The following is a 17535-nucleotide window of genomic DNA, read 5'->3' on the forward strand; positions in this document are numbered from 1 at the left end:
CTCCTAGGCTGCATGCGCGGCGGGAGTCGCCACGGCTGCCAGGTGAGTGATGGATTCGGCCACCATGGAGTAGATCTCCACGTCACTGCCGCACACCGTGAAGCACTTACTGAATGGCTTCTTGACGCCGATGCTCATGATGGTGGTGATGCCGGTGCGGGTTTTGTTGCGATGGATTGCCAGGTTAATAGGTTGCTCAAAACCCATGTCGAGGCTCAGCGCGCCGCCGGTTTGCACCAGGTCGAATACACGCTGCTTGTGTTCAATTTCGAAGACGCCGTAGCGGCGATCAGCGTGCGGCACAGACGACGGATCGCTTGGACTCGCTGGTCCGTTGACGATCTCCTCGATGAAGTCCGCAAGCTTAAGATGCATCTTCTTGCTGTTGGTCAGTGTCAGCGTGTGGCGTTCGCTTCCCAGTTCAACAGTGAAGTGAGTGTCGGCTTTGCGGCGCTCGACTTTCAGGCGGAAGGCTAGGGCCTCACGCTGAACTTCGGCGCGCAGCAGGTGGTTGAAGGTTTCGGTTAGGTTTACCTGTGCCTTGAGCAGGGCCAGGGTTCGGTTGTCGAGTTTGTACTTGCTCATGCCGCGTGCCCTCCGCCGTTTGGATCGAACGGGCAGGGCGCGTTGCGTTCTTTCGGCTTAGGTTTGGACGCGATGAATGTGCAGCCGAGGTCTTGCGCTAGGCGGCGGATTTCAAAGATGCGGGAAGGGTTAGCAGCGGCCGGGTGGACGTGCAGGGTAGCTGTGGTGTGCATGGTGTTGCCTCGCTCTGTGGTGGAAGAGTGAGGAAAATATCAACCATTGGTTGTTTTATGTCAACAACTGAAGGTTGATATTTTTTTGGGTGGATCAATCCGCTATCAATCAGTCATTCCTTTTGATAAAGGTATGAGACGTCGGGTTTTTGGAAAGAAATGCATGGAAAAGGGTCAGCGGTCACCTCCATCTGGTCACCCTAACGCTACGACGCCTCGTGGCAAAGCTATAAGCCAAACTGCGCGATTATTGAAAAAGCTAGAAAAGCAGTTTGTTCGATTCCATAAAATGTCAACTGATCAGAAAATGGGATACTTGAAAGGGAATCAGTTTGCTAGCTTTTGTACTATTGAATCTACGCGAGGAGGTGGTTTGTTATATGGGCTTGAAGGGGATAGCTATTTCAATGAGCTGTGTGAAGTCATTGCGAAATTCTCTCCAGATCTGAAGGGGAAGGTCGGATTTGATGTTGCTAAGAAAGTAGTTAAAGATGAATTCAGACAGCAGTTCATGATTAATAGCGTGGCGCTGGATAAAGCAGGTGCAGAGCTTTACTTGGAGGCTGTTGTTGCTGCATTGAAATCCAAATGTAAAAAAATTGTGCACAATATTCCGTGCATTTTTTTTACAGGTGATAGTCCTGATAGCTTCAGTGTTGGGCCTGTTAGCTTTATTCGAATGAGCGTTTTTTTAGACGGGTGCCAAAAAAGTTTTAAAAAGTATGATTGGTTTGATGAGGATAGACGTGAGTTGGTGAGTTCTCTTGAGGGGCGTGCATTAGACTATTATCAGAAATTTCCTTGGATCGCTAGTGTTGAAATTAATCAATGCGATTTCGAGATCTCGTATAAACAAGCTGTATTTGCATGTCAGACGGCCCTTAATGTTGTTAAAGTTATGTTTGGTGCAACGCACACTAATCGTTTTCGTCTAAGCACGGCCGAGAGGGGGGCTTCTAATTCTGCAAGAATCTGGTCTGTAAAAGGCGAGGAGTATGAATGCGCACTCAGCTCCAGCGTTGCTTCCCCCCACGGACCGACTAACTGGTATGACTATCTAAATAAAGATGATGGACTATATGTAAAAAGATTTCTTGGTGATGTGATTGAAGTCTCTAATGGTTTTTTTCCTCATACGGAGTTAAGTGCTCGACTGGTCGATTCGATTAACTGGTTTGGTGATGCTGTGACGGAAAGCTCTGACGCGGCGGCAATAGTTAAATATGTAACTGCTATCGAGCGCCTGTATTTTGGTGTTCAATGTCAGGGAATGAGGAAGAAGTTTTCCAGCCGAATTCAACGAGTGTTAAAGGATCTAGAATACGAAGGTGAAGGGAAAGTGTTCGAGTCGGCAAGTGATGTGTACAAGGTTCGATCTACTCTAGTTCATGGGGCTATATCGCCAAGTTTAGGTGAGGTAATTTTGCCCTTGAGCAAGGCTGAAGATTTGGCTAGACGCTGTATCATAAGTTCAGTGCAGATATATGCACTTATTCATGAGGTTTTTCGACCTGCGAATGCTGCTGATTTTGAGGCTGGAATGCTTAAGTATGAAGCTGAAGGTATCGAGTGGCTTTCTATTATGGCCGCCAAGCTACAATCCGATAGAATGGAGAGAGCCGAAAAAGTTATTCCGGAATAAATGATCCGACCACCTTGCCGCAAATATGAGTTTCTTCCGTAATGTCAATGATTGGATATTGCGGATTGATTGGTCTTAAAAATTGCCGGCCGGCATCTTCCACTAGAATCTTAAAGGTGGCCTCATTTGTACGGGGCACTCTGGCGATTACTCTGTCACCTGTTTTAGTTTCAGCCTCTGGGTCTACGAAAATTATGCAGCCCGTCGGATAGCTGCGGCCAGGTCCCGGGTTTGTCATCGAGTCACCAAGTACCTTCAGCGCATAGCCGCTTTCGCTAATAGGTACGGGGCAGGATAGCCATGACTCTCCATCATGCTGCTCAAAATTTGACTCACACCATGCACCGGCCTGGACCCAAGAAATCAAAGGGACTTTTCCAAAGCGCCGAGTGACTTCACGGACATTGCTCTCGCCCGCTACGCTGAGCTGGTGAACATTACTGTCCCCAGTCTGCTCTTTTGGCAGCACGCCATACTCCAACCATTCCCTTCGCACCTTCAGCCATGAACACAGCACAACCATGCTGTCTGCCTCGGGAATGGATTCACCATTCAGCCACTTACTTATAGCTTGAGTGCTTTTTTCAGCCCCAACCTTCACCAAATGCTTATGAATATCCACCCCACGTCCCCGGGTGCGTACACCGGCATCGTCGAGTGCTTCGTGAAGGCGCGCCGTGAAAGCTGCCCGTAGCTCATTCTTATCAACCATAAGTTGATACTCTCACAGGGGTTGCGCAATAGTCAGTTGATGTTAATATCAACCGTGAGTTGATAAATGGAGGTTGCCATGTTGGACCCCGCAGATTTTCCGAACGCCATCGCGTTCGCATTTGAAGCAGTAGGCGGCATCGGAGCCGCCGCCAAGGTATGTGACAGGAGTTACCAAGCACTCAATAAATGGCGCTTGGCTGCCAGCCTTCCACGCACCGATTACACCGGTGAAACCCACTACGCAAAACTTTTAGCGACTGCTGCAGAGCAAAAGGGCAACGCGTTTGACGCTGCCTGGTTGCTCAACGCATCGGCCCCGCAGAAAGCTGCAGCGTAGATAGAAAAAAGGCGACCCAAGGGCCGCCCAGTTCCTCCCGGCACACACCACCACAGTGCTGTCGGGTCGCGACGAAGGTAGGAGGGCACACCACATGCAAACCACCTCCCTTTATCGCGCTGCCAAGACACGGTTGTCTTGGGTTGCTGCCTTTTCCACCACAGATTAGGCAGCTGTTGCGCCAGAGGTGAGCAACGGATTGTTCGCCTCGGCACGGTGCCGGTTTCGATCCCTAGATCTAGCCGGCGTTTGGGCCCTTTCAAGCCACGCGGCAAATGTATCACCACTACACGTCGCGGGGCACTGGCAACTTAGTAGGATTAATGCCATGAGCCGAGTAGCTTTAAGCTGTGTTGATCGAGCGCAAAAGGAAATACTGACGCTCGAATTAGCCCTGTACCACGCCGCACGGGACTATCCCGGCGGTGCCGCAGCAATCGCCGCCACCACCGGTCGCAATGCCACCACGCTGCAGCACAAATTGTCTCCCACCCATCCCTCGCACACCGTCAACATTCAGGAGTTCGGCGAGATCCTCGAACTGACCAAGGATCGCCGCATTCTCGATGCGGTGCATGCCCTTGTCGGCGACACGATCTGGCAGGAACTGGCTGAGGCGTACACAAACGACATGCCTGAGACCCTGACCACGGGTATCGCCATGTTTTTCCGGCACGTCGCCGATTTGTCCGAAACTTGGGCCAAGCACATTGGCGACGGCAAGGTCGATGACCGTGAGCTGGCTGAGATACGCCAGTTGGTGTTTCGAGGCATCCAAGGATTGTTGGGCATGTACAACCGCGCCCGCTACGTCAACCAGACGACTTGTGGGGTGGAACGTGGCTGATATCGCTGACTTCGCAAATGACCTGGTGCAAGAGCGCATTGATCAGGCCGTCGCTGCACGCCTGGCGCTGATGCCCCACACGGCTCAGCATTCGCTGATGTTCTGTGACGAATGCGATGGCCCCATCCCCGAGGCCCGTCGTTTGGCACAGCCCGGTTGCACGCTCTGCATTGAGTGCAAGACCGCTGATGATCAGAGGGCTGCCCGTTATGCTCGATGATGTGATCAATCAGTTCGCGGACTATGGTCTTGAACCCGCTCAACCCTTGGTATTCGGCAAGCTCACCCGCTGCAAAACCACCCAGGATAAAGGCAAAGAAAAAAACGGCTGGTATGTCATCCACGAACACCGCACTGAAAAGAACGAGACGCTGATCTTCGGCAGCTTCGGTGACTGGCGTTCTGGCGATACGCAGAAGATCAAGGTTAAACCCGGACGCATGAGCCCCGAGGAGCGCGAAGTCATGCGCGCTCGCCAGGAAGATGCGAAGCGTAAGGCCGCTGAGATTGCAGCCAACGCATCACGCCGAGCGGCCAACCGTGCTGCCGGCCTGTTCAAGCGCATGCCAGAAAAGGGCAAGAGCGCCTATCTGGATCGAAAGCAGATCGTTGGCTTCAAGGTTCGCTATGCGCCACGTACTGGCGCATTTTTGGTGCCCATGTGCAACGTCCGTGACCAGATCGTCGGCCTGCAGGTGATCTTCCCGGTCAAGCAAGAAGACACCGGTCGGGATAAACAGTACTGGCCGCACGGTATGTCAAAAGAGGGGGCTTTCCACCTGATCGGTCCCCACCCCGAGCCCGGCGAACCGGTGCTGGTGTGTGAGGGCTACGCCACAGGCGCAAGCCTGCACATGGCGACTTCGCTCACTGTCGCCATCGCCTTCGACGCGGGCAACCTGCTGCCTGTCTCCAAGGCAATGCGCGAGCGTTTTCCCGGCTGCCCGCTGATCATATGTCGCGATGACGACTGGAAAACCAAACGCCCCAACGGTGACCCTTGGAACCCAGGCGAAGAGAAGGCCAACAACGCCGCGCTGGTTGTCGGCGGTCAAGTCGTCGCCCCGATGTTCTCCGGCGAGCGCGAGATCAAGTGGACCGACTTCAACGACCTGCACGTCGCCGAGGGGTTGGAGGCCGTCCGCCGCCAGGTGCTTGCGGTGGTCAAGCCTCCTGCAGCGGGTGGTTGGAAAGATCAACTGGCCCGCACCGAAAACGGCTCGCTGATTGCGCACATGCAAAACGTCGAGCTGATCCTGGGCAATGACGAACGCTGGGCCGGTGTCATCGGCTACAGCGTGTTCAGCTCCAAGATCGTCAAACTGCGGTCTGCGCCCTTCGGCGGCGGTGCCGGCGACTGGGCTGACATCGACGACATGCGAGTGATGAAGTGGCTCGCGCAGCAATACAACCTGCGGGTCAAAGCGTCCCATGTGATCGAGGCGGTCAGCGTTGTTGCCCACGACCACGCCTTCCACCCGGTGCGTGAGTACCTGGAGAAGCTGGAATGGGATCGCGTGCCACGCATTGAAACCTGGCTGACCGACGTGCTGGGCGTCCAGGCCAGTGAGTACTCGGCCAAGGTCGGTAAGCGCTGGCTCATATCAGCGGTTGCCCGTGTGATGCGTCCAGGCTGCAAGGCAGACTCGGTGATGATCCTCGAAGGCGGGCAGGGCGCCGGTAAGTCCACGGCCATGGGCGTCCTCGGTGGCGAGTGGTTCATGGATACGCCTTTTGCCCTCGGTGACAAGGACAGCTTCCAGGCGATTCGCGGCAAGTGGATCGTCGAGCTGGGTGAGCTGGACAGTTTCAACAAGGCTGAAAGCACCAAGGCCAAACAGTTCTTCTCTGCGTCCACCGACACCTACCGCGAGAGCTACGGCCGCAGAACGAATGACGTGCCACGCCAGTGTGTTTTCGTGGGCACCACCAACCAAGAGGAGTACCTCAAGGACGCCACGGGCAACCGTCGTTACTGGCCGGTGTTCTGCAACAAGGTCGATCTGGAGCAACTGCGCGAGATCCGCGACCAGCTGTGGGCCGAGGCGCTGTTCTGCTTTGAAGCGGGCGATATCTGGTGGGTGAATAAGGAGGAATCCAAGATGTTCGCCGAGGCTCAAGACGAGCGCTTCGTGGTGGATGAATGGGAGGGGCCAATCCTGGCCTGGATGGAAGAGTCGCAGATCGGGGAGACCGCTACCGGCAACGAGATCCTGACCCAGGCGCTGAAGCTGGACTTCGGACATTGGGGCAAGCCCGAGCAGATGCGGGTCGGGGCGATCATGCACCGGCTGGGCTGGCGCAAGCGGCGTATGCCTGCTCTGCCAAAAAGCGGTGTGCGGCCATGGGCCTATGAAAAGCCTGCGGGCTGGGGGCGTGCGTCTGCGTTGCAGCAGGCGGTGATCGAGGAGCCTTGCTTTGATTAAGCGAATCGATGAGATGCTTAAACTGTGGGCGCAGGATCTGCATTCGCCTGTGCCGGACAGTGCTGGTGGGCCGAGTGGCGGCAACATGATCGCCATGCTGATGGAGTGCAAAGGGGAGTTGATACGCGGCACGCGGGGTAGTCGGGTGCTGCTGGATGAATCGGCCGACATTGAGCTGATCGTCAACAAGCACTTGCCGCCGCAGCTGTCGCTTGTCGTACGCGAGCACTACTGCAACCACGAAAGTTTTTTGTCGCAGAAGTACACCCACTGCGGATGCAGCCGGGATACCTATTACCAGCGGCTCCATGAGGCACACCTGCACATAGCCGGCATGCTGATGGGGAAGGCTGCATGATCTTCGGGATCACTCCGCGTGCCTCTGTCCTACTGTCCTGCTTTGTCCGACTGCCATTTGGCGCAGTTGGACAGGCGCAGGCCGCGCCGTTGCTGGGCTGTCCTACTGTCCAACCTTTACCCACCCCACGCACACATGAGCATAGCGGGCAAGTAGTCGCGCCCATGGCGCGCACGCGTGCTTTTAGCTTTCTCTCTATACACAAGAGAAAAGTAATAAAGGTAGGACAGTAGGGCAGAGCCCTGTATTTAGGCGTCTGTAGCTGTCCTACTCCGATCTAGAATAGTGGGACAAGTAAGACAGGGCACCAGAAGCGATAGCCGATAGAATGCGTTGTCCCTGCGTCGCACCTGCGTCATACCTGTATCGCACCCATATTGCGCCATGGCATTAAAACTCCCTTGCTGCCACCGGAATCCACCTGTAAAAAGTACCCATCTTCGATAGGTGCGACCGCAAGCAGCGGGACACACCACCACACTGAACCCGGCCATTGCGCCGGGTTTTTGCTTTTAAGGGGCTAAGGCGTTACCAGCTTCTGAGCTTGTTTCTTGTCCTCAACCTGAAACATGACGATTACGGCTAGCGAGGCTACGGTGAAGACCCCCAGGCTCATGAAATTCATCAGGAGCAGAAAAACATCGAGTCGTGTCATCGGCTCGCTGCTGATGACGAACTTCACCATTTTCCAGATGCCAGTTGCGACAAGCACAAAGCAGGAGACATATACCCATCCTCTGTAGACCTTGCACCGTATCCAAGCCCAGACGCTTCGGAATTTTTCTTTTGCTTCATCAGATGCCTGTACCCATGCCAATACGAAACCGGGCACACCAATGACTGTAAGCAACAAACTTATAGCGCCGATGACAACGCTGAGTAGGTCAAGTGGGTTCATGTGAACTCTCCAAAAATCAGCAATTACATGTGATGAACGTTCGATACATGCGCGGACGCGAAAGTAGCCTTCGATCCATAACACCGATACCAAACAGGAAAATGGTATGACAAACGAGCAGCAAGCGCTTATTGATATGCCGATCTGGATGGTGATCGTACTGTCCCTGGTCGGCGGCATATCCGGCGAGGCATGGCGCGCCGACAAAGCAGGGGTAAGTGGCTGGTCCTTGATTCGCCGCTTGCTCCTTCGATCCGGGGCCTGCGTGGTCTGCGGGCTTTCCACCATGATGTTGCTGCACGCTTCGGGCATGTCGGTCCTGGCGGCAGGGAGCATCGGATGCCTCACCGCGATGGCCGGCGCCGATGTCGCCATCGGGCTGTATGAACGCTGGGCCGCCAAGCGGTTGGGCGTGTGCGATGTGCCTCCCTCGGGCAGCGGTCAGGCATGATGCGTTGGGGGCCACGGAATACGTGGTCTGTAGCGAGTGCGCCAAAATGGCGCACCGAAAAGTCGCCGGGGACCCTGGAGACATTCGAGGGACACGGGGCATGAAACCCGCGGGAAAGCGTTAGCGGCAGGGCTGCCAGCTTACTGAAATTCAATCCATTGAAATTGAAAGGTTTCCATTGAAAAGCCGTTGAAAAGGAGGGCTTATGACGGATCCACTGTTCCTGTCTAAAAGCGCTTTCGCGGTTCGCATCGGCAGGACGCCGAGCTACATCACCTGGCTGAAAGACAACAACCGCCTGGTGCTCTCGCCAGATGGCAAGAAGGTCGACGTGCTGGCAACCGAAGCACTGATCCTCGAAACCGCCGACCCCAGCAAGGCCGCCGTCGCGGCTCGCCACCTGCAAGACCGGCTCCAGCGTGACGTTTACAGCCAACTGTCCCCCATGGTCGAGCCGACTAACACGGCTGCGCCGCCGCAGCCTGCTGGCGCGAAGAGCGGGCAACCTGACTTCCAGAAGGCCCGCGCACACCGCGAGTACTACCTGGCTCAGTTGGCCGAAGCCGAGTTTCACAAGGTGCAGGGCTCGCTAGTGGACATGAAGGCGGTCACCACCGGGGCCTACAACGCCGGACGCATGCTGCGCGATCAACTGCTCAGCATGCCCCCGCAACTGGCCCCTGAACTGGCGGCGATGACTGACCCTTGGGAAATTGAGCAGCACCTGACCAAGGCGCTACGGCTGTCCCTGGAAGAGGCCGAGCGCATGTCTTCGGCCGACCTTGAACGCGATCTGATCACTACGAGTTAACCCATGCAAACGGAAAAACCTGACGGCGCTGAGGTGTACCGTGAGGCGTATTTCCGTGGGCTGCGTCCAGACCCCAGCCTGTGGGTGGACGAGTGGGCCGACGAGTACATGCGCATCCCGCGTGATACCGGCGCCGCCGAGCCAGGGAAATATCGCACCGTGCGAACGCCCTACGCACGCGAGCCGATGCGGTGCCTGTCACCGGCTCACCCGTGCAAGCGCGTAGTGACCATGGTCGCCTCGCAACTGATGAAAACCCAGATCGCCTTGAACTGGATCGGCGCGCTGATCCACATGGTGCCGTCGAACATTCTCACGCTGTTGCCCAGCCTGGGTTTGGCAAAGCGGGTGTCGTCGCGGATCGGCAAGACCATCAAGGCCACCCCGGTGCTGCGCGAGCGTGTGGCGGCGAGCCGCTCGCGGGACTCGCGCAACACCATGGACACCAAGGAGTTCGAAGGCGGCTCGCTGTACGTCACCACAGCCGGTTCTGCGGCCAACTTGGCCGAGCTGTCGGCGCGCTACGTGTACGGCGATGAGATCGACCGTTGGGAGGTCGACGTAGGCGAAGAGGGCGACCCCATCGAGCTGGCTGAGACGCGGGGCAGTACCTTCGGCCGCAATGCCAAGTTCTACTTCTCCAGTTCGCCGACGATCAAGGGCGCCTCACGCATCGACGATCTGTTCGAGGGTAGCGACCAGCGTTACTACTACGTGCCGTGCCCGACTTGTGGGCACATGCAGACCCTGGAGTGGGAGCGGCTGCATTACTCCCAGGACTTCAGCGTGGTGCACTACGAGTGCGCCGGGCCTGACTGCGACGTGCTGATCGAGGAGCACCACAAGGGCGACATGCTCGCCCGTGGCGAGTGGCGTGCCCATGCCAAGGGCGATGGCGAGACGGTCGGCTTCCACCTCAACGCGCTGTATTCACCGCTGGGTTGGACGGGCTGGAAGTCGCTGGCGAAGCAATTCGAGAAGGCGAAAAAGGCCCAAGCCAAAGGCGACCTTGAACCCATGCAGGTGTTCTACAACACCCGCCTGGCTAAGGTGTGGGACAGCGCGCAAGAGCAGACCAAAGCATCGGTACTGATCGAGCGGGCACGCCGGGAAGGGTTCTCCCTCGGCGCGATGCCTGCCGCCGTGATGATGATCACGGGCGCCGTCGACGTACAGGCCGACCGTCTGGAGTTCATGGCAATGGGCTGGGGCGTCGGCATGGAGCGCTGGGTCATCGACCACAGGGTGATCGCGGGCGACCCGTCGGATGAACGCACTTGGGCGGTACTGGATGAACTGCTGAAAGAGCGGTACCGGCATCCGTGTGGCGTCGGCCTGGGCATTCTCGCGGTCGCCGTCGACTCCGGCGGTCACCACACTGACGAGGTCTACCAGTTCTGCCGCGTGCGGCGCTGGCGCAACATCTTCGCCATCAAGGGTGCGAGCAAACCCGGTAAGCCGGTGATCGCTCAGCGGCCGTCCATGGTTGATGTGACCTGGAAGGGCCAGACCGAACGCGGCGGCGCCGAGCTGTGGTTTGTCGGTACCGACACCGCAAAGGACTGGATCTACAACCGCTACCCGTTCGAGTCCGGCCCAGGTGCGCTGCACTTTGCCAACGACCTGCCGGACGAGTTCTTCGCCCAGTGCGTGGCCGAGCGCAAGGTCGCCAAGTACGTGCGCGGCCACAAGCGTATCGAGTGGATCAAGGGCAAGGCCGAGCGCAACGAAGCCCTCGACCTGATGGTGTATTGCCTGGCGATGGCGCATTACCTCGGCATCAACCGGTATCAGGAACACGACTGGGACCGGGTACGGAACTCGCTGGCACAGGCCGGTTTGTTCGATGAAAAGGTGGTCGCTGCTGAGCGTGTAACGGTTGCCCCACAGGCTACCGCGACACCGCAAGTGGCGCCGCAACCCGTTGCCCCGGTCGCCCAACCGCGACCCGCTGCACCCCCACAACGCCGCAGTTCCACCAGCGGTTACCTGAAGAGACGCTGATATGTCGTTTACTCCGAAGCACCTCGAAGCCATCGAGCGCGCCATCGCACGCGGTGAAAAGACCGTGCGCTACAGCGACCGCACGGTGGAATACCGCTCCATCGACGAACTGCTCAAGGCTCGCGACGAGATTCGCACGTCGCTGACCAACGCCGCCGGGCCGCGCTCTCGCGTGGTTCGGCTCATGCATGGAGGCAAAGGACTCTAATGGCCCGACATTATCCGACGCTAACCCGTAATGGATTCTTGCTGCCGTCGAACATCAAGGCCAGTTACGAAGGCGCCGGAGAGGGCCGTCGTTCGGCCAGTTGGGAAGCCACCGACAACGGCATCAACAGTATCAACACCCCGGCCTTACGCAACCTGCGGGCTCGCTCGCGGGCGGCGGTGCGCAATGACCCGTACGCGTTCAACGTCATCGAAAAGCGCGTCAGCAACCTGATCGGCACCGGCATCACGCCCAGGCCGACCACGGACGACGCGGCACTGCGCAAACTCAAGCAGCAGCTGTGGGACGACTGGGTGGATGAAGCGGACGCAGACGAGCTGACCGACTTCTACGGCATGCAGGCGTTGGTGGCGCGCACCGTGGAAACCGCTGGTGAATGCTTTGTGCGCTTGCGGCCGCGCAGTCCGAGCGAAGGTTTAGCGGTGCCTCTGCAGTTGCAGGCTCTGGCGCCTGAATTTGTCCCTCACGATAAGTTTGAGACGGCCAAAAATGGCAACGTCATCCGCGCTGGGATCGAGTTCAATCCGGCCGGCAAGCGCGTAGCGTACTGGATGTACTTGTCGCACCCACGCGATTCATCGTCGTTGAACGCCGGTTACAACCAGTTGGTGCGGGTGCCAGCGACCCAGGTGCTGCACATCTTCGAACCCATGGAACCAGGGCAACTGCGCGGCGTACCGCGTCTGGCACCGGTATTGAAACGACTGCGCAGCCTGGACAACTACGACGACGCGGTGCTGTTTCGCCAGGAGGTGGCAAACCTGTTTGCTGGCTTCATCAAGCGCCCGGCGCCGGACAGCGGGCACCAACCGCGTGACCCGGTAACGGGACAACTGCTGACCACCGACCGCGATGGTTTCACACCGATGGTGGCCCTGGAGCCCGGCACCATGCAGGAGTTGGGGCCAGGTGAAGAGGTGGAGTTCTCTAAACCACCGGACGCCGGCAACAACTATCCGGACTTCATGCGGCAGCAACTGATGGCTGCGGCGGCGGGTTCGGGCACGCCTTACGAGATCCTTACCGGCGATATGCGAGAGGTCAACGACCGGGCGCTGCGGGTGGTGCTCAACGAGTTCCGGCGACGCCTGGAGCAGCTGCAATTCGGAGTGTATGTGCATCAACTGTGTCGCCCGGTGCGTGCCGCCTGGATGGACATGGCGGTGCTGTCCGGCGCCCTGGTGCTGGAGGATTACGCGCAACGTCGGCGCGAATACCTGCGCACACGTTGGGTGCCGCAAGGCTGGGCCTACATTCAGCCGGTGCAGGACGTCCAGGCGCGGCGGATGGAAGTGCAGGCCGGCTTCGGTTCGCGCAGCGAGATGTGTCTGCGCAACGGCTACGACGCGGAAACCATCGACGCGGAAAACGCTGCTGACCTCGCCAGGTCCACTGATCTTGGCCTCAACTACACCACGCTTGATGCCATTGAGCCGATAGATGACAAGGAACAACCATGAGTAAAAAAGCGATCCCGCGCATTTATGACAAGGCTGGCAAGCAGGTAAAAGTCGCGGATAAGAGTTGGTACACGTTCCATGCCAGCGGTGAAGCTGAGCAGCAATCCATTGAGGTATTTGTATACGGCGAGATCGGCACCTGGGGTGTCAGCGCTAATCAGTTTGTCCAGGACCTGCGCGCCATGGACGACGGCGCGTCACCAGTGATTGTTGCGTTCAACAGCATCGGTGGCGACTTGTTCGACGGCCTGGCGATCCACAACGCGCTGTCGCGCTTAGGCGAGCGCTGTACCGGGCGTATTGATGCGTTGGCCGCCAGTGCGGCGAGTGTCGCGGTGTGCGGCGCTCATCGCGTTGTGATTGCGGCCAATGCAATGCTGATGATTCACAACCCCTACACCTTTACCGGTGGTGATGCCGAAGACTTCCGCCGCGTTGCTGATGTGCTGGACCAGACCCTGGAAGCGATCATCGCGGCCTACAAGTCCAAAGCACCGGACATTGACGAGGCCGAGCTGCGGCGCATGGTCAACGCCGAGACTTGGCTGACTGCAAATGAGGCGGTGGCGCTGGGCCTGGCAGATGAAGTGGGCGACGGCCTTAAGGTCAAAGCCTGTCTCGGCCAGGGCAGTGTGTTGCAGCGCTTCCAGCATGCCCCGGCTGAATTGCTCGCCCAGTTGGATGAAGAGCCAGATGTCGAACCGCCTGAACCGGTCGACCCACCGGAACCGGCGCCCGTATTGGACGCTGCTGGACTGGCACTGATGGTCACCAAGGGGTGCGCGGCGGCCGGCATCAGTAACCTGGTGGAGCCGCTGCTCGCCACCACCAGGCTGGAAAGCGAAGCGGTAGTTACGGCAGCACTGACCAACGCGAAAACCCTGCATGGCCTGTGTGTAGCCGCACGATTGCCGGAACTGACCGCTGAGTTTATCTCGGCGGGTCTGGATGAAAGCGCAGTTCGTGCTCGGCTGTTCGACAAGCTGGTCAGCAGCGGCGGTGGCTTTGAGATCAACAACAGCCTGCCGCTGGACAACGACCCGGAACCCACCATTAAGGCCAAACAGGTCGACACCCAATCAATCTGGGCTACCCGTCAGGCGGCACAGAACGGAACCTCGAAAGGAGCAAGAGCATGAAAATCGAATCGATGCACGCGGGAGAGTTCCTGCTGTCCGAAGGCGCTGGCAACATTTCCCGCGAAGCGATCAATGTCGCAGCCGGGCCAGCCCTGGAGCCGGGCCAGATCCTGGGCCTAGTCACCGCCAGCAGCGAGTTTGCCCCGTACCAGCCAACCGCCGAGGACGGTACCGAAAACGCCGTCGCTATTCTGTATGGGCCGCTGGGCGAGTCCGATGTGGCCCGGCGCGGTCGTGCCATTGTGCGGCTGGCCGAGGTCAGCGAAGCGCATTTGGCCGGCCTCGACCTCGCCGCCGAAAAGGCCCTGGCCGCCCATTTCGTGATCGTCCGCTAAGACGTTTACCTCGTTTATCCATCCCGCCGAGTGCGGGATTTTTCGTTTCTGGAGAGTACCCCATGGCCGATATCGCCATTTTTGAAGACGATGCATTCAGCGTCTCCTCGCTGACCGCTGCTATCAATGAACAGGAATACCTGCCAGGCCGTATCAGCAGCCTTGGCCTGTTCCGCGAAGAGGGCATCAGCACGTTGACCGTGCAGATCGAGAAAGACGGCGACACCCTGGCCCTGGTGCCATCGGGTGAGCGCGGCACCTCGGGCCTGGTGGTTGGCGGGACCAAGCGCACGTTGATCCCTTTCAACACAGTGCATCTCCCTGAGCGCTTCACCATCAAGGCTGATGAGATCCAGGGCATCCGCGCCTTCGGTACCCGCAGCGAATTGCAGGCCGTGCAGGATGTGGTCAACAAGCGCCTGGCAAAGGCCCGACGACAGCTGGATGCCACCCACGAATTCCAGCGCATGGGCGCGTTGAACGGGCAGGTGCTGGACGCCGATGGCAAGACGGTTCTGTTGGATATTTATAAATCCTTCGGCGTGAATCGCCAGAAGCTACCGATGGGCTTGAACAGTCCAGATACCGAGCTGCGGGTCAAATGCGGCGAAGCGCTGGATATGCAGGAAGAAGCCCTCGGCAGCGTCACCAGCAGCGGCTCCCGCGCCATGTGCGGCAAGAACTTCTGGAACAAGCTGATCGTCCACAAGTCGGTCAAAGAGACTTACCTCAACACCATGCAAGCCGCGTCTCTGCGTGGCGATGCCCGTGAAGCCTTCGAGTTCGGCGGGATCGTCTGGGAGCGTTATCGCGGCAAGGTTGCCGGCGTTGCGTTTGTCCACGACGACAAGGCGCTGCTGGTCCCCGAAGGCGTCCCTGACCTGTACATCTCGTCCTTCGCACCGGCCGACTACATGGAGACGGTCAACACCCAGGGCATCCCGTACTACAGCAAGATCGAGCCGCTGCCGTTCAACAAGGGTGTGGCCGGTGAAGCTCAGTCCAACCCGCTGCACCTGTGCACGCGACCTCGGGCGCAGATCCTGCTGGAGATGTGATCGTGGCCTTCCGCGATCTGATCGACGACATCGACGACGTGGTGTTCGAAACCCTGGGCGACAGCGCCGTGATCGAGGGGCGCTCGGAGCCGGTGCTGGGTATGTTCTCGGCACCCTGGAAACAGCCTCAGTTCGGCAAGCTCAACACTGGCCTGCGGGAGCCGCGCTTCGAGATTCGCGTCAAGGATTCGGATGGCTTGGTCAAAGGTCTACGGGTCAGCGTTGATCTGCCGGCGTTGGATGGCGGTGGCGACTATGACCTGCTGCAGCTTGAGCCGGACGGCAATGGCCTGGTGGCCTTGATCTTGAGGAAGCGTGCATGAGCATCGGCAGCTACACCCAGCAGAAGCGCGACGGTGGGATGCTCACCATAACGCCGTCGGCGGTGCATGTTCAGGCGCTGAAAGAGTTCGGCGACATGGTGCCCAAAGCGGCAGCGGCGGCTCAGCGGCGTGCAATCAACAAAACCATCCGTTGGTTGCGCACCCACATTGCACGGGCCGTCGGCAAGCAAGAACGCATCGCTATTGGCGCCGTCCGGCAACGTCTTCGGGCGTACCCGGTGACCGGCGGCGATATGCGCGGCAAGTTGTGGTTCGGCATCAATGCCATCGAAGCCAGCCGCGTCGGGCGTGCGCGGCAAACCAGCGCGGGTGTTTCAGTCGCCGGCCGGCGTTACCAGGGGGCTTTCTACAAGAAGGTTTACGGCAGCAATGCTGATATCTGGATCCGCACGTCGAGCAAACACTTCAACACCACCGATTACCCGGATGCCGCGCAGGGGGGCATCCGCTCTGGCTTCGTCGAAGAAAACGACAACCGCTTTCCCCTGGCGAAGGCCAAGGTGTCGTTGGAGCAAGTGCGACCGCACTTTGATGCCTGGGTGAAGCGTGCGGACGAACGCCTGCTGGAGATCCTCACGCAGGAACTCAACTTTGAACTGCAGAAGTATTTGAAGGGGACGCCGCGTGTCTGACGAAACGTTGAGCCTCGACCAGCTTTATCAAGCTATCGAGCAGCACCTGCAGGCGCATCTGCCAGGTGTCCAAACCGTTGCTGCCTGGCCGAATATTGAGGATCACATCCCATTGCCAGCGGTGTTCCTGGAGATGGCCGAGATTGAGCCGGGGGCTGATATCGGGACCGCTGAAACCACCATGGTCTGCAAGTTCGAAGCGCGGATCATCGTTGATCCCATTCAGGCTGATCATCATCGCCAGGTGGTGCAGTTGGCGACTCAGTTGATTGTGTTGCTACGGGCACAGAACTGGGGCCTGGAGATCGAATGCGCCGAGTTTATTCAAGCGGTGCAGGACTGGACCCGTCCTGAGCTGGATGGTTACACGGTCTGGCTGGTGGAGTGGAATCAGACGATTTATCTCGGTACCGAAGAGTGGCCTTGGCCGGATGAACCGCCGGGCACGCTGTTGATAGGTGTCAGCCCGGATATTGGCCCAGGCAGTCGAGATCAGTACGTCGCGCCGGAGTTGCTTACATGAGCTACGCCAGCGGGGAAAGCGACCGCATGATCGCCGCCATGCTGATGGATTGCGTGGTGGCTGCTGTTGATACGACGGCCTCGCCGCCGGTTGTCAGGGTCAGGGCAGGGGAGTGGACAAGCGCCTGGGTGCGCTGGCACAGCGTCGCTGCTGGTAAGGCTCGGCACTGGCGAGTCCCCAGCCTGGGCGAGCAAGGCAAACTATTTAGCCCCAGTGGTAACCCGGCAATGGGTACTTTTATTCCTGGGCTGTATGGCGATGCTGGTTCGCCGCCTGACAACCGGGATCATGTTGAGGTGTGGCGGTTTGATGATGGCGGGTCGCTGGTCTATGACTGGCAGGCCAATAGCTACAGCATCACGCTGCCTTCCGGGACCGTCACCATCATGGTCGGCGGCACGGTAGCCACTGTCACTGATAGCGCCGTAACGGTGGTTTCCGGGGACATCGGACTCACAGGCAATGTGACGATCACCGGGCCGCTGACGGTGACGGGTGATATCAACGGCGCCGGCAAGATCATTGATGCGGGTGGCAACACCCCAAATCACAAACACTGATTAACCGCT

At 58.3% G+C, this 17535-nt stretch carries 21 protein-coding genes; 18 read left to right on the forward strand and 3 right to left on the reverse strand.

Annotated features, from left to right (window positions below):
* Nucleotides 1–3: 3 nt before the first annotated feature.
* Entirely contained in the window at nucleotides 4–585 is a 582-nt protein-coding gene (locus tag E4O97_RS24635; RefSeq protein ID WP_248162491.1) for a hypothetical protein, read from the reverse strand.
* 336 nt (nucleotides 586–921) lie between these two features.
* Here E4O97_RS24635 and E4O97_RS24640 point away from each other — a divergent pair, with 336 nt between their 5' ends.
* Complete coding sequence (locus E4O97_RS24640) at nucleotides 922–2400, forward strand: HEPN domain-containing protein (protein ID WP_248162493.1); 1479 nt, start codon at nucleotides 922–924, stop codon at nucleotides 2398–2400.
* Here the strand turns inward: E4O97_RS24640 and E4O97_RS24645 are convergent.
* The gene (locus E4O97_RS24645; protein WP_248162494.1) at nucleotides 2387–3112 is read right to left on the reverse strand and encodes a S24 family peptidase; all 726 of its coding nucleotides are present in this window, start codon (nucleotides 3110–3112) and stop codon (nucleotides 2387–2389) included. The genes E4O97_RS24640 and E4O97_RS24645 overlap by 14 nt on opposite strands.
* Nucleotides 3113–3190: 78 nt before the next feature.
* Here E4O97_RS24645 and E4O97_RS24650 point away from each other — a divergent pair, with 78 nt between their 5' ends.
* The 5 genes from E4O97_RS24650 to E4O97_RS24670 all read left to right on the forward strand — a co-directional run bounded on the left by E4O97_RS24650 (nucleotide 3191) and on the right by E4O97_RS24670 (nucleotide 7082).
* The gene (locus E4O97_RS24650; protein WP_065929212.1) at nucleotides 3191–3451 is read left to right on the forward strand and encodes a hypothetical protein; all 261 of its coding nucleotides are present in this window, start codon (nucleotides 3191–3193) and stop codon (nucleotides 3449–3451) included.
* 328 nt (nucleotides 3452–3779) lie between these two features.
* Nucleotides 3780–4298 carry a phage regulatory CII family protein gene (locus E4O97_RS24655; RefSeq protein WP_248162495.1) on the forward strand — a complete coding sequence of 173 codons (519 nt, stop codon included), beginning with the start codon at nucleotides 3780–3782 and terminating at the stop codon, nucleotides 4296–4298.
* Nucleotides 4291–4518, forward strand: coding sequence for a TraR/DksA family transcriptional regulator (locus E4O97_RS24660; protein WP_248162496.1), 228 nt, complete (start codon nucleotides 4291–4293; stop codon nucleotides 4516–4518). Before E4O97_RS24655 ends, E4O97_RS24660 begins: the two co-directional genes overlap by 8 nt.
* The gene (locus E4O97_RS24665; protein WP_248162498.1) at nucleotides 4508–6724 is read left to right on the forward strand and encodes a VapE domain-containing protein; all 2217 of its coding nucleotides are present in this window, start codon (nucleotides 4508–4510) and stop codon (nucleotides 6722–6724) included. The genes E4O97_RS24660 and E4O97_RS24665 overlap by 11 nt, the downstream gene beginning before the upstream one ends.
* Nucleotides 6717–7082, forward strand: coding sequence for a hypothetical protein (locus E4O97_RS24670; RefSeq protein ID WP_248162500.1), 366 nt, complete (start codon nucleotides 6717–6719; stop codon nucleotides 7080–7082). The genes E4O97_RS24665 and E4O97_RS24670 overlap by 8 nt, the downstream gene beginning before the upstream one ends.
* 520 nt (nucleotides 7083–7602) lie before the next feature.
* On the opposite strand, the gene E4O97_RS24675 is transcribed toward E4O97_RS24670, so the two are convergent.
* A complete protein-coding gene (locus tag E4O97_RS24675) occupies nucleotides 7603–7980 on the reverse strand; it encodes a hypothetical protein (protein WP_248162502.1) in 378 nt (125 codons plus the stop codon).
* A gap of 106 nt (nucleotides 7981–8086) precedes the next feature.
* On the opposite strand from E4O97_RS24675, the gene E4O97_RS24680 reads away from it, so the two are divergent.
* From E4O97_RS24680 to E4O97_RS24735, 12 genes are all read left to right on the forward strand, one after another.
* Nucleotides 8087–8431, forward strand: coding sequence for a phage holin family protein (locus tag E4O97_RS24680; RefSeq protein WP_043046669.1), 345 nt, complete (start codon nucleotides 8087–8089; stop codon nucleotides 8429–8431).
* 205 nt (nucleotides 8432–8636) lie between these two features.
* A complete protein-coding gene (locus E4O97_RS24685; protein WP_248162506.1) occupies nucleotides 8637–9242 on the forward strand; it encodes a terminase small subunit in 606 nt (201 codons plus the stop codon).
* 3 nt (nucleotides 9243–9245) lie between these two features.
* On the forward strand, nucleotides 9246–11246 hold the full coding sequence (locus E4O97_RS24690; protein WP_073521655.1) for a phage terminase large subunit family protein: 2001 nt from the start codon (nucleotides 9246–9248) through the stop codon (nucleotides 11244–11246).
* Between the two features lies 1 nt (nucleotide 11247).
* Nucleotides 11248–11454 (forward strand): hypothetical protein, encoded by a 207-nt coding sequence (locus tag E4O97_RS24695; RefSeq protein ID WP_056783432.1) that lies wholly within the window; start codon nucleotides 11248–11250, stop codon nucleotides 11452–11454.
* Complete coding sequence (locus E4O97_RS24700) at nucleotides 11454–12935, forward strand: phage portal protein (protein ID WP_248162508.1); 1482 nt, start codon at nucleotides 11454–11456, stop codon at nucleotides 12933–12935. Before E4O97_RS24695 ends, E4O97_RS24700 begins: the two co-directional genes overlap by 1 nt.
* On the forward strand, nucleotides 12932–14074 hold the full coding sequence (locus tag E4O97_RS24705) for a head maturation protease, ClpP-related (protein ID WP_248162510.1): 1143 nt from the start codon (nucleotides 12932–12934) through the stop codon (nucleotides 14072–14074). The genes E4O97_RS24700 and E4O97_RS24705 overlap by 4 nt, the downstream gene beginning before the upstream one ends.
* Nucleotides 14071–14409, forward strand: a complete 339-nt coding sequence (locus tag E4O97_RS24710) for a head decoration protein (RefSeq protein WP_248162512.1) — start codon at nucleotides 14071–14073, stop codon at nucleotides 14407–14409. The genes E4O97_RS24705 and E4O97_RS24710 overlap by 4 nt, the downstream gene beginning before the upstream one ends.
* A gap of 62 nt (nucleotides 14410–14471) precedes the next feature.
* Nucleotides 14472–15467, forward strand: coding sequence for a major capsid protein (locus E4O97_RS24715; RefSeq protein ID WP_150689209.1), 996 nt, complete (start codon nucleotides 14472–14474; stop codon nucleotides 15465–15467).
* Between the two features lie 2 nt (nucleotides 15468–15469).
* Nucleotides 15470–15790 (forward strand): hypothetical protein, encoded by a 321-nt coding sequence (locus E4O97_RS24720; protein ID WP_078821616.1) that lies wholly within the window; start codon nucleotides 15470–15472, stop codon nucleotides 15788–15790.
* The gene (locus tag E4O97_RS24725) at nucleotides 15787–16443 is read left to right on the forward strand and encodes a phage tail protein (protein WP_248162514.1); all 657 of its coding nucleotides are present in this window, start codon (nucleotides 15787–15789) and stop codon (nucleotides 16441–16443) included. The genes E4O97_RS24720 and E4O97_RS24725 overlap by 4 nt, the downstream gene beginning before the upstream one ends.
* The gene (locus E4O97_RS24730) at nucleotides 16436–16966 is read left to right on the forward strand and encodes a hypothetical protein (protein ID WP_248162515.1); all 531 of its coding nucleotides are present in this window, start codon (nucleotides 16436–16438) and stop codon (nucleotides 16964–16966) included. The genes E4O97_RS24725 and E4O97_RS24730 overlap by 8 nt, the downstream gene beginning before the upstream one ends.
* Nucleotides 16963–17526, forward strand: coding sequence for a phage baseplate assembly protein V (locus tag E4O97_RS24735; protein WP_248162516.1), 564 nt, complete (start codon nucleotides 16963–16965; stop codon nucleotides 17524–17526). The genes E4O97_RS24730 and E4O97_RS24735 overlap by 4 nt, the downstream gene beginning before the upstream one ends.
* The last annotated feature ends 9 nt before the right edge of the window (nucleotides 17527–17535 follow it).

Source organism: Pseudomonas sp. W15Feb34 (assembly GCF_023127765.1).
Classification (GTDB): Bacteria; Pseudomonadota; Gammaproteobacteria; order Pseudomonadales; family Pseudomonadaceae; genus Aquipseudomonas; species Aquipseudomonas synxantha_A.

Excerpts from the sequence above, each read along its gene's own strand:
- E4O97_RS24655 (WP_248162495.1), top strand. The coding sequence starts at position 3,780 with ATGAGCCGAGTAGCTTTAAGCTGTGTTGATCGAGCGCAAAAGGAAATA.
- E4O97_RS24725 (WP_248162514.1), top strand. The coding sequence starts at position 15,787 with ATGAGCATCGGCAGCTACACCCAGCAGAAGCGCGACGGTGGGATGCTC.
- E4O97_RS24635 (WP_248162491.1), bottom strand. The coding sequence starts at position 585 with ATGAGCAAGTACAAACTCGACAACCGAACCCTGGCCCTGCTCAAGGCA.
- E4O97_RS24680 (WP_043046669.1), top strand. The coding sequence starts at position 8,087 with ATGACAAACGAGCAGCAAGCGCTTATTGATATGCCGATCTGGATGGTG.
- E4O97_RS24640 (WP_248162493.1), top strand. The coding sequence starts at position 922 with ATGGAAAAGGGTCAGCGGTCACCTCCATCTGGTCACCCTAACGCTACG.
- E4O97_RS24710 (WP_248162512.1), top strand. The coding sequence starts at position 14,071 with ATGAAAATCGAATCGATGCACGCGGGAGAGTTCCTGCTGTCCGAAGGC.
- E4O97_RS24690 (WP_073521655.1), top strand. The coding sequence starts at position 9,246 with ATGCAAACGGAAAAACCTGACGGCGCTGAGGTGTACCGTGAGGCGTAT.
- E4O97_RS24645 (WP_248162494.1), bottom strand. The coding sequence starts at position 3,112 with ATGGTTGATAAGAATGAGCTACGGGCAGCTTTCACGGCGCGCCTTCAC.
- E4O97_RS24650 (WP_065929212.1), top strand. The coding sequence starts at position 3,191 with ATGTTGGACCCCGCAGATTTTCCGAACGCCATCGCGTTCGCATTTGAA.
- E4O97_RS24705 (WP_248162510.1), top strand. The coding sequence starts at position 12,932 with ATGAGTAAAAAAGCGATCCCGCGCATTTATGACAAGGCTGGCAAGCAG.
- E4O97_RS24735 (WP_248162516.1), top strand. The coding sequence starts at position 16,963 with ATGAGCTACGCCAGCGGGGAAAGCGACCGCATGATCGCCGCCATGCTG.
- E4O97_RS24665 (WP_248162498.1), top strand. The coding sequence starts at position 4,508 with ATGCTCGATGATGTGATCAATCAGTTCGCGGACTATGGTCTTGAACCC.
- E4O97_RS24695 (WP_056783432.1), top strand. The coding sequence starts at position 11,248 with ATGTCGTTTACTCCGAAGCACCTCGAAGCCATCGAGCGCGCCATCGCA.
- E4O97_RS24685 (WP_248162506.1), top strand. The coding sequence starts at position 8,637 with ATGACGGATCCACTGTTCCTGTCTAAAAGCGCTTTCGCGGTTCGCATC.
- E4O97_RS24715 (WP_150689209.1), top strand. The coding sequence starts at position 14,472 with ATGGCCGATATCGCCATTTTTGAAGACGATGCATTCAGCGTCTCCTCG.
- E4O97_RS24700 (WP_248162508.1), top strand. The coding sequence starts at position 11,454 with ATGGCCCGACATTATCCGACGCTAACCCGTAATGGATTCTTGCTGCCG.
- E4O97_RS24675 (WP_248162502.1), bottom strand. The coding sequence starts at position 7,980 with ATGAACCCACTTGACCTACTCAGCGTTGTCATCGGCGCTATAAGTTTG.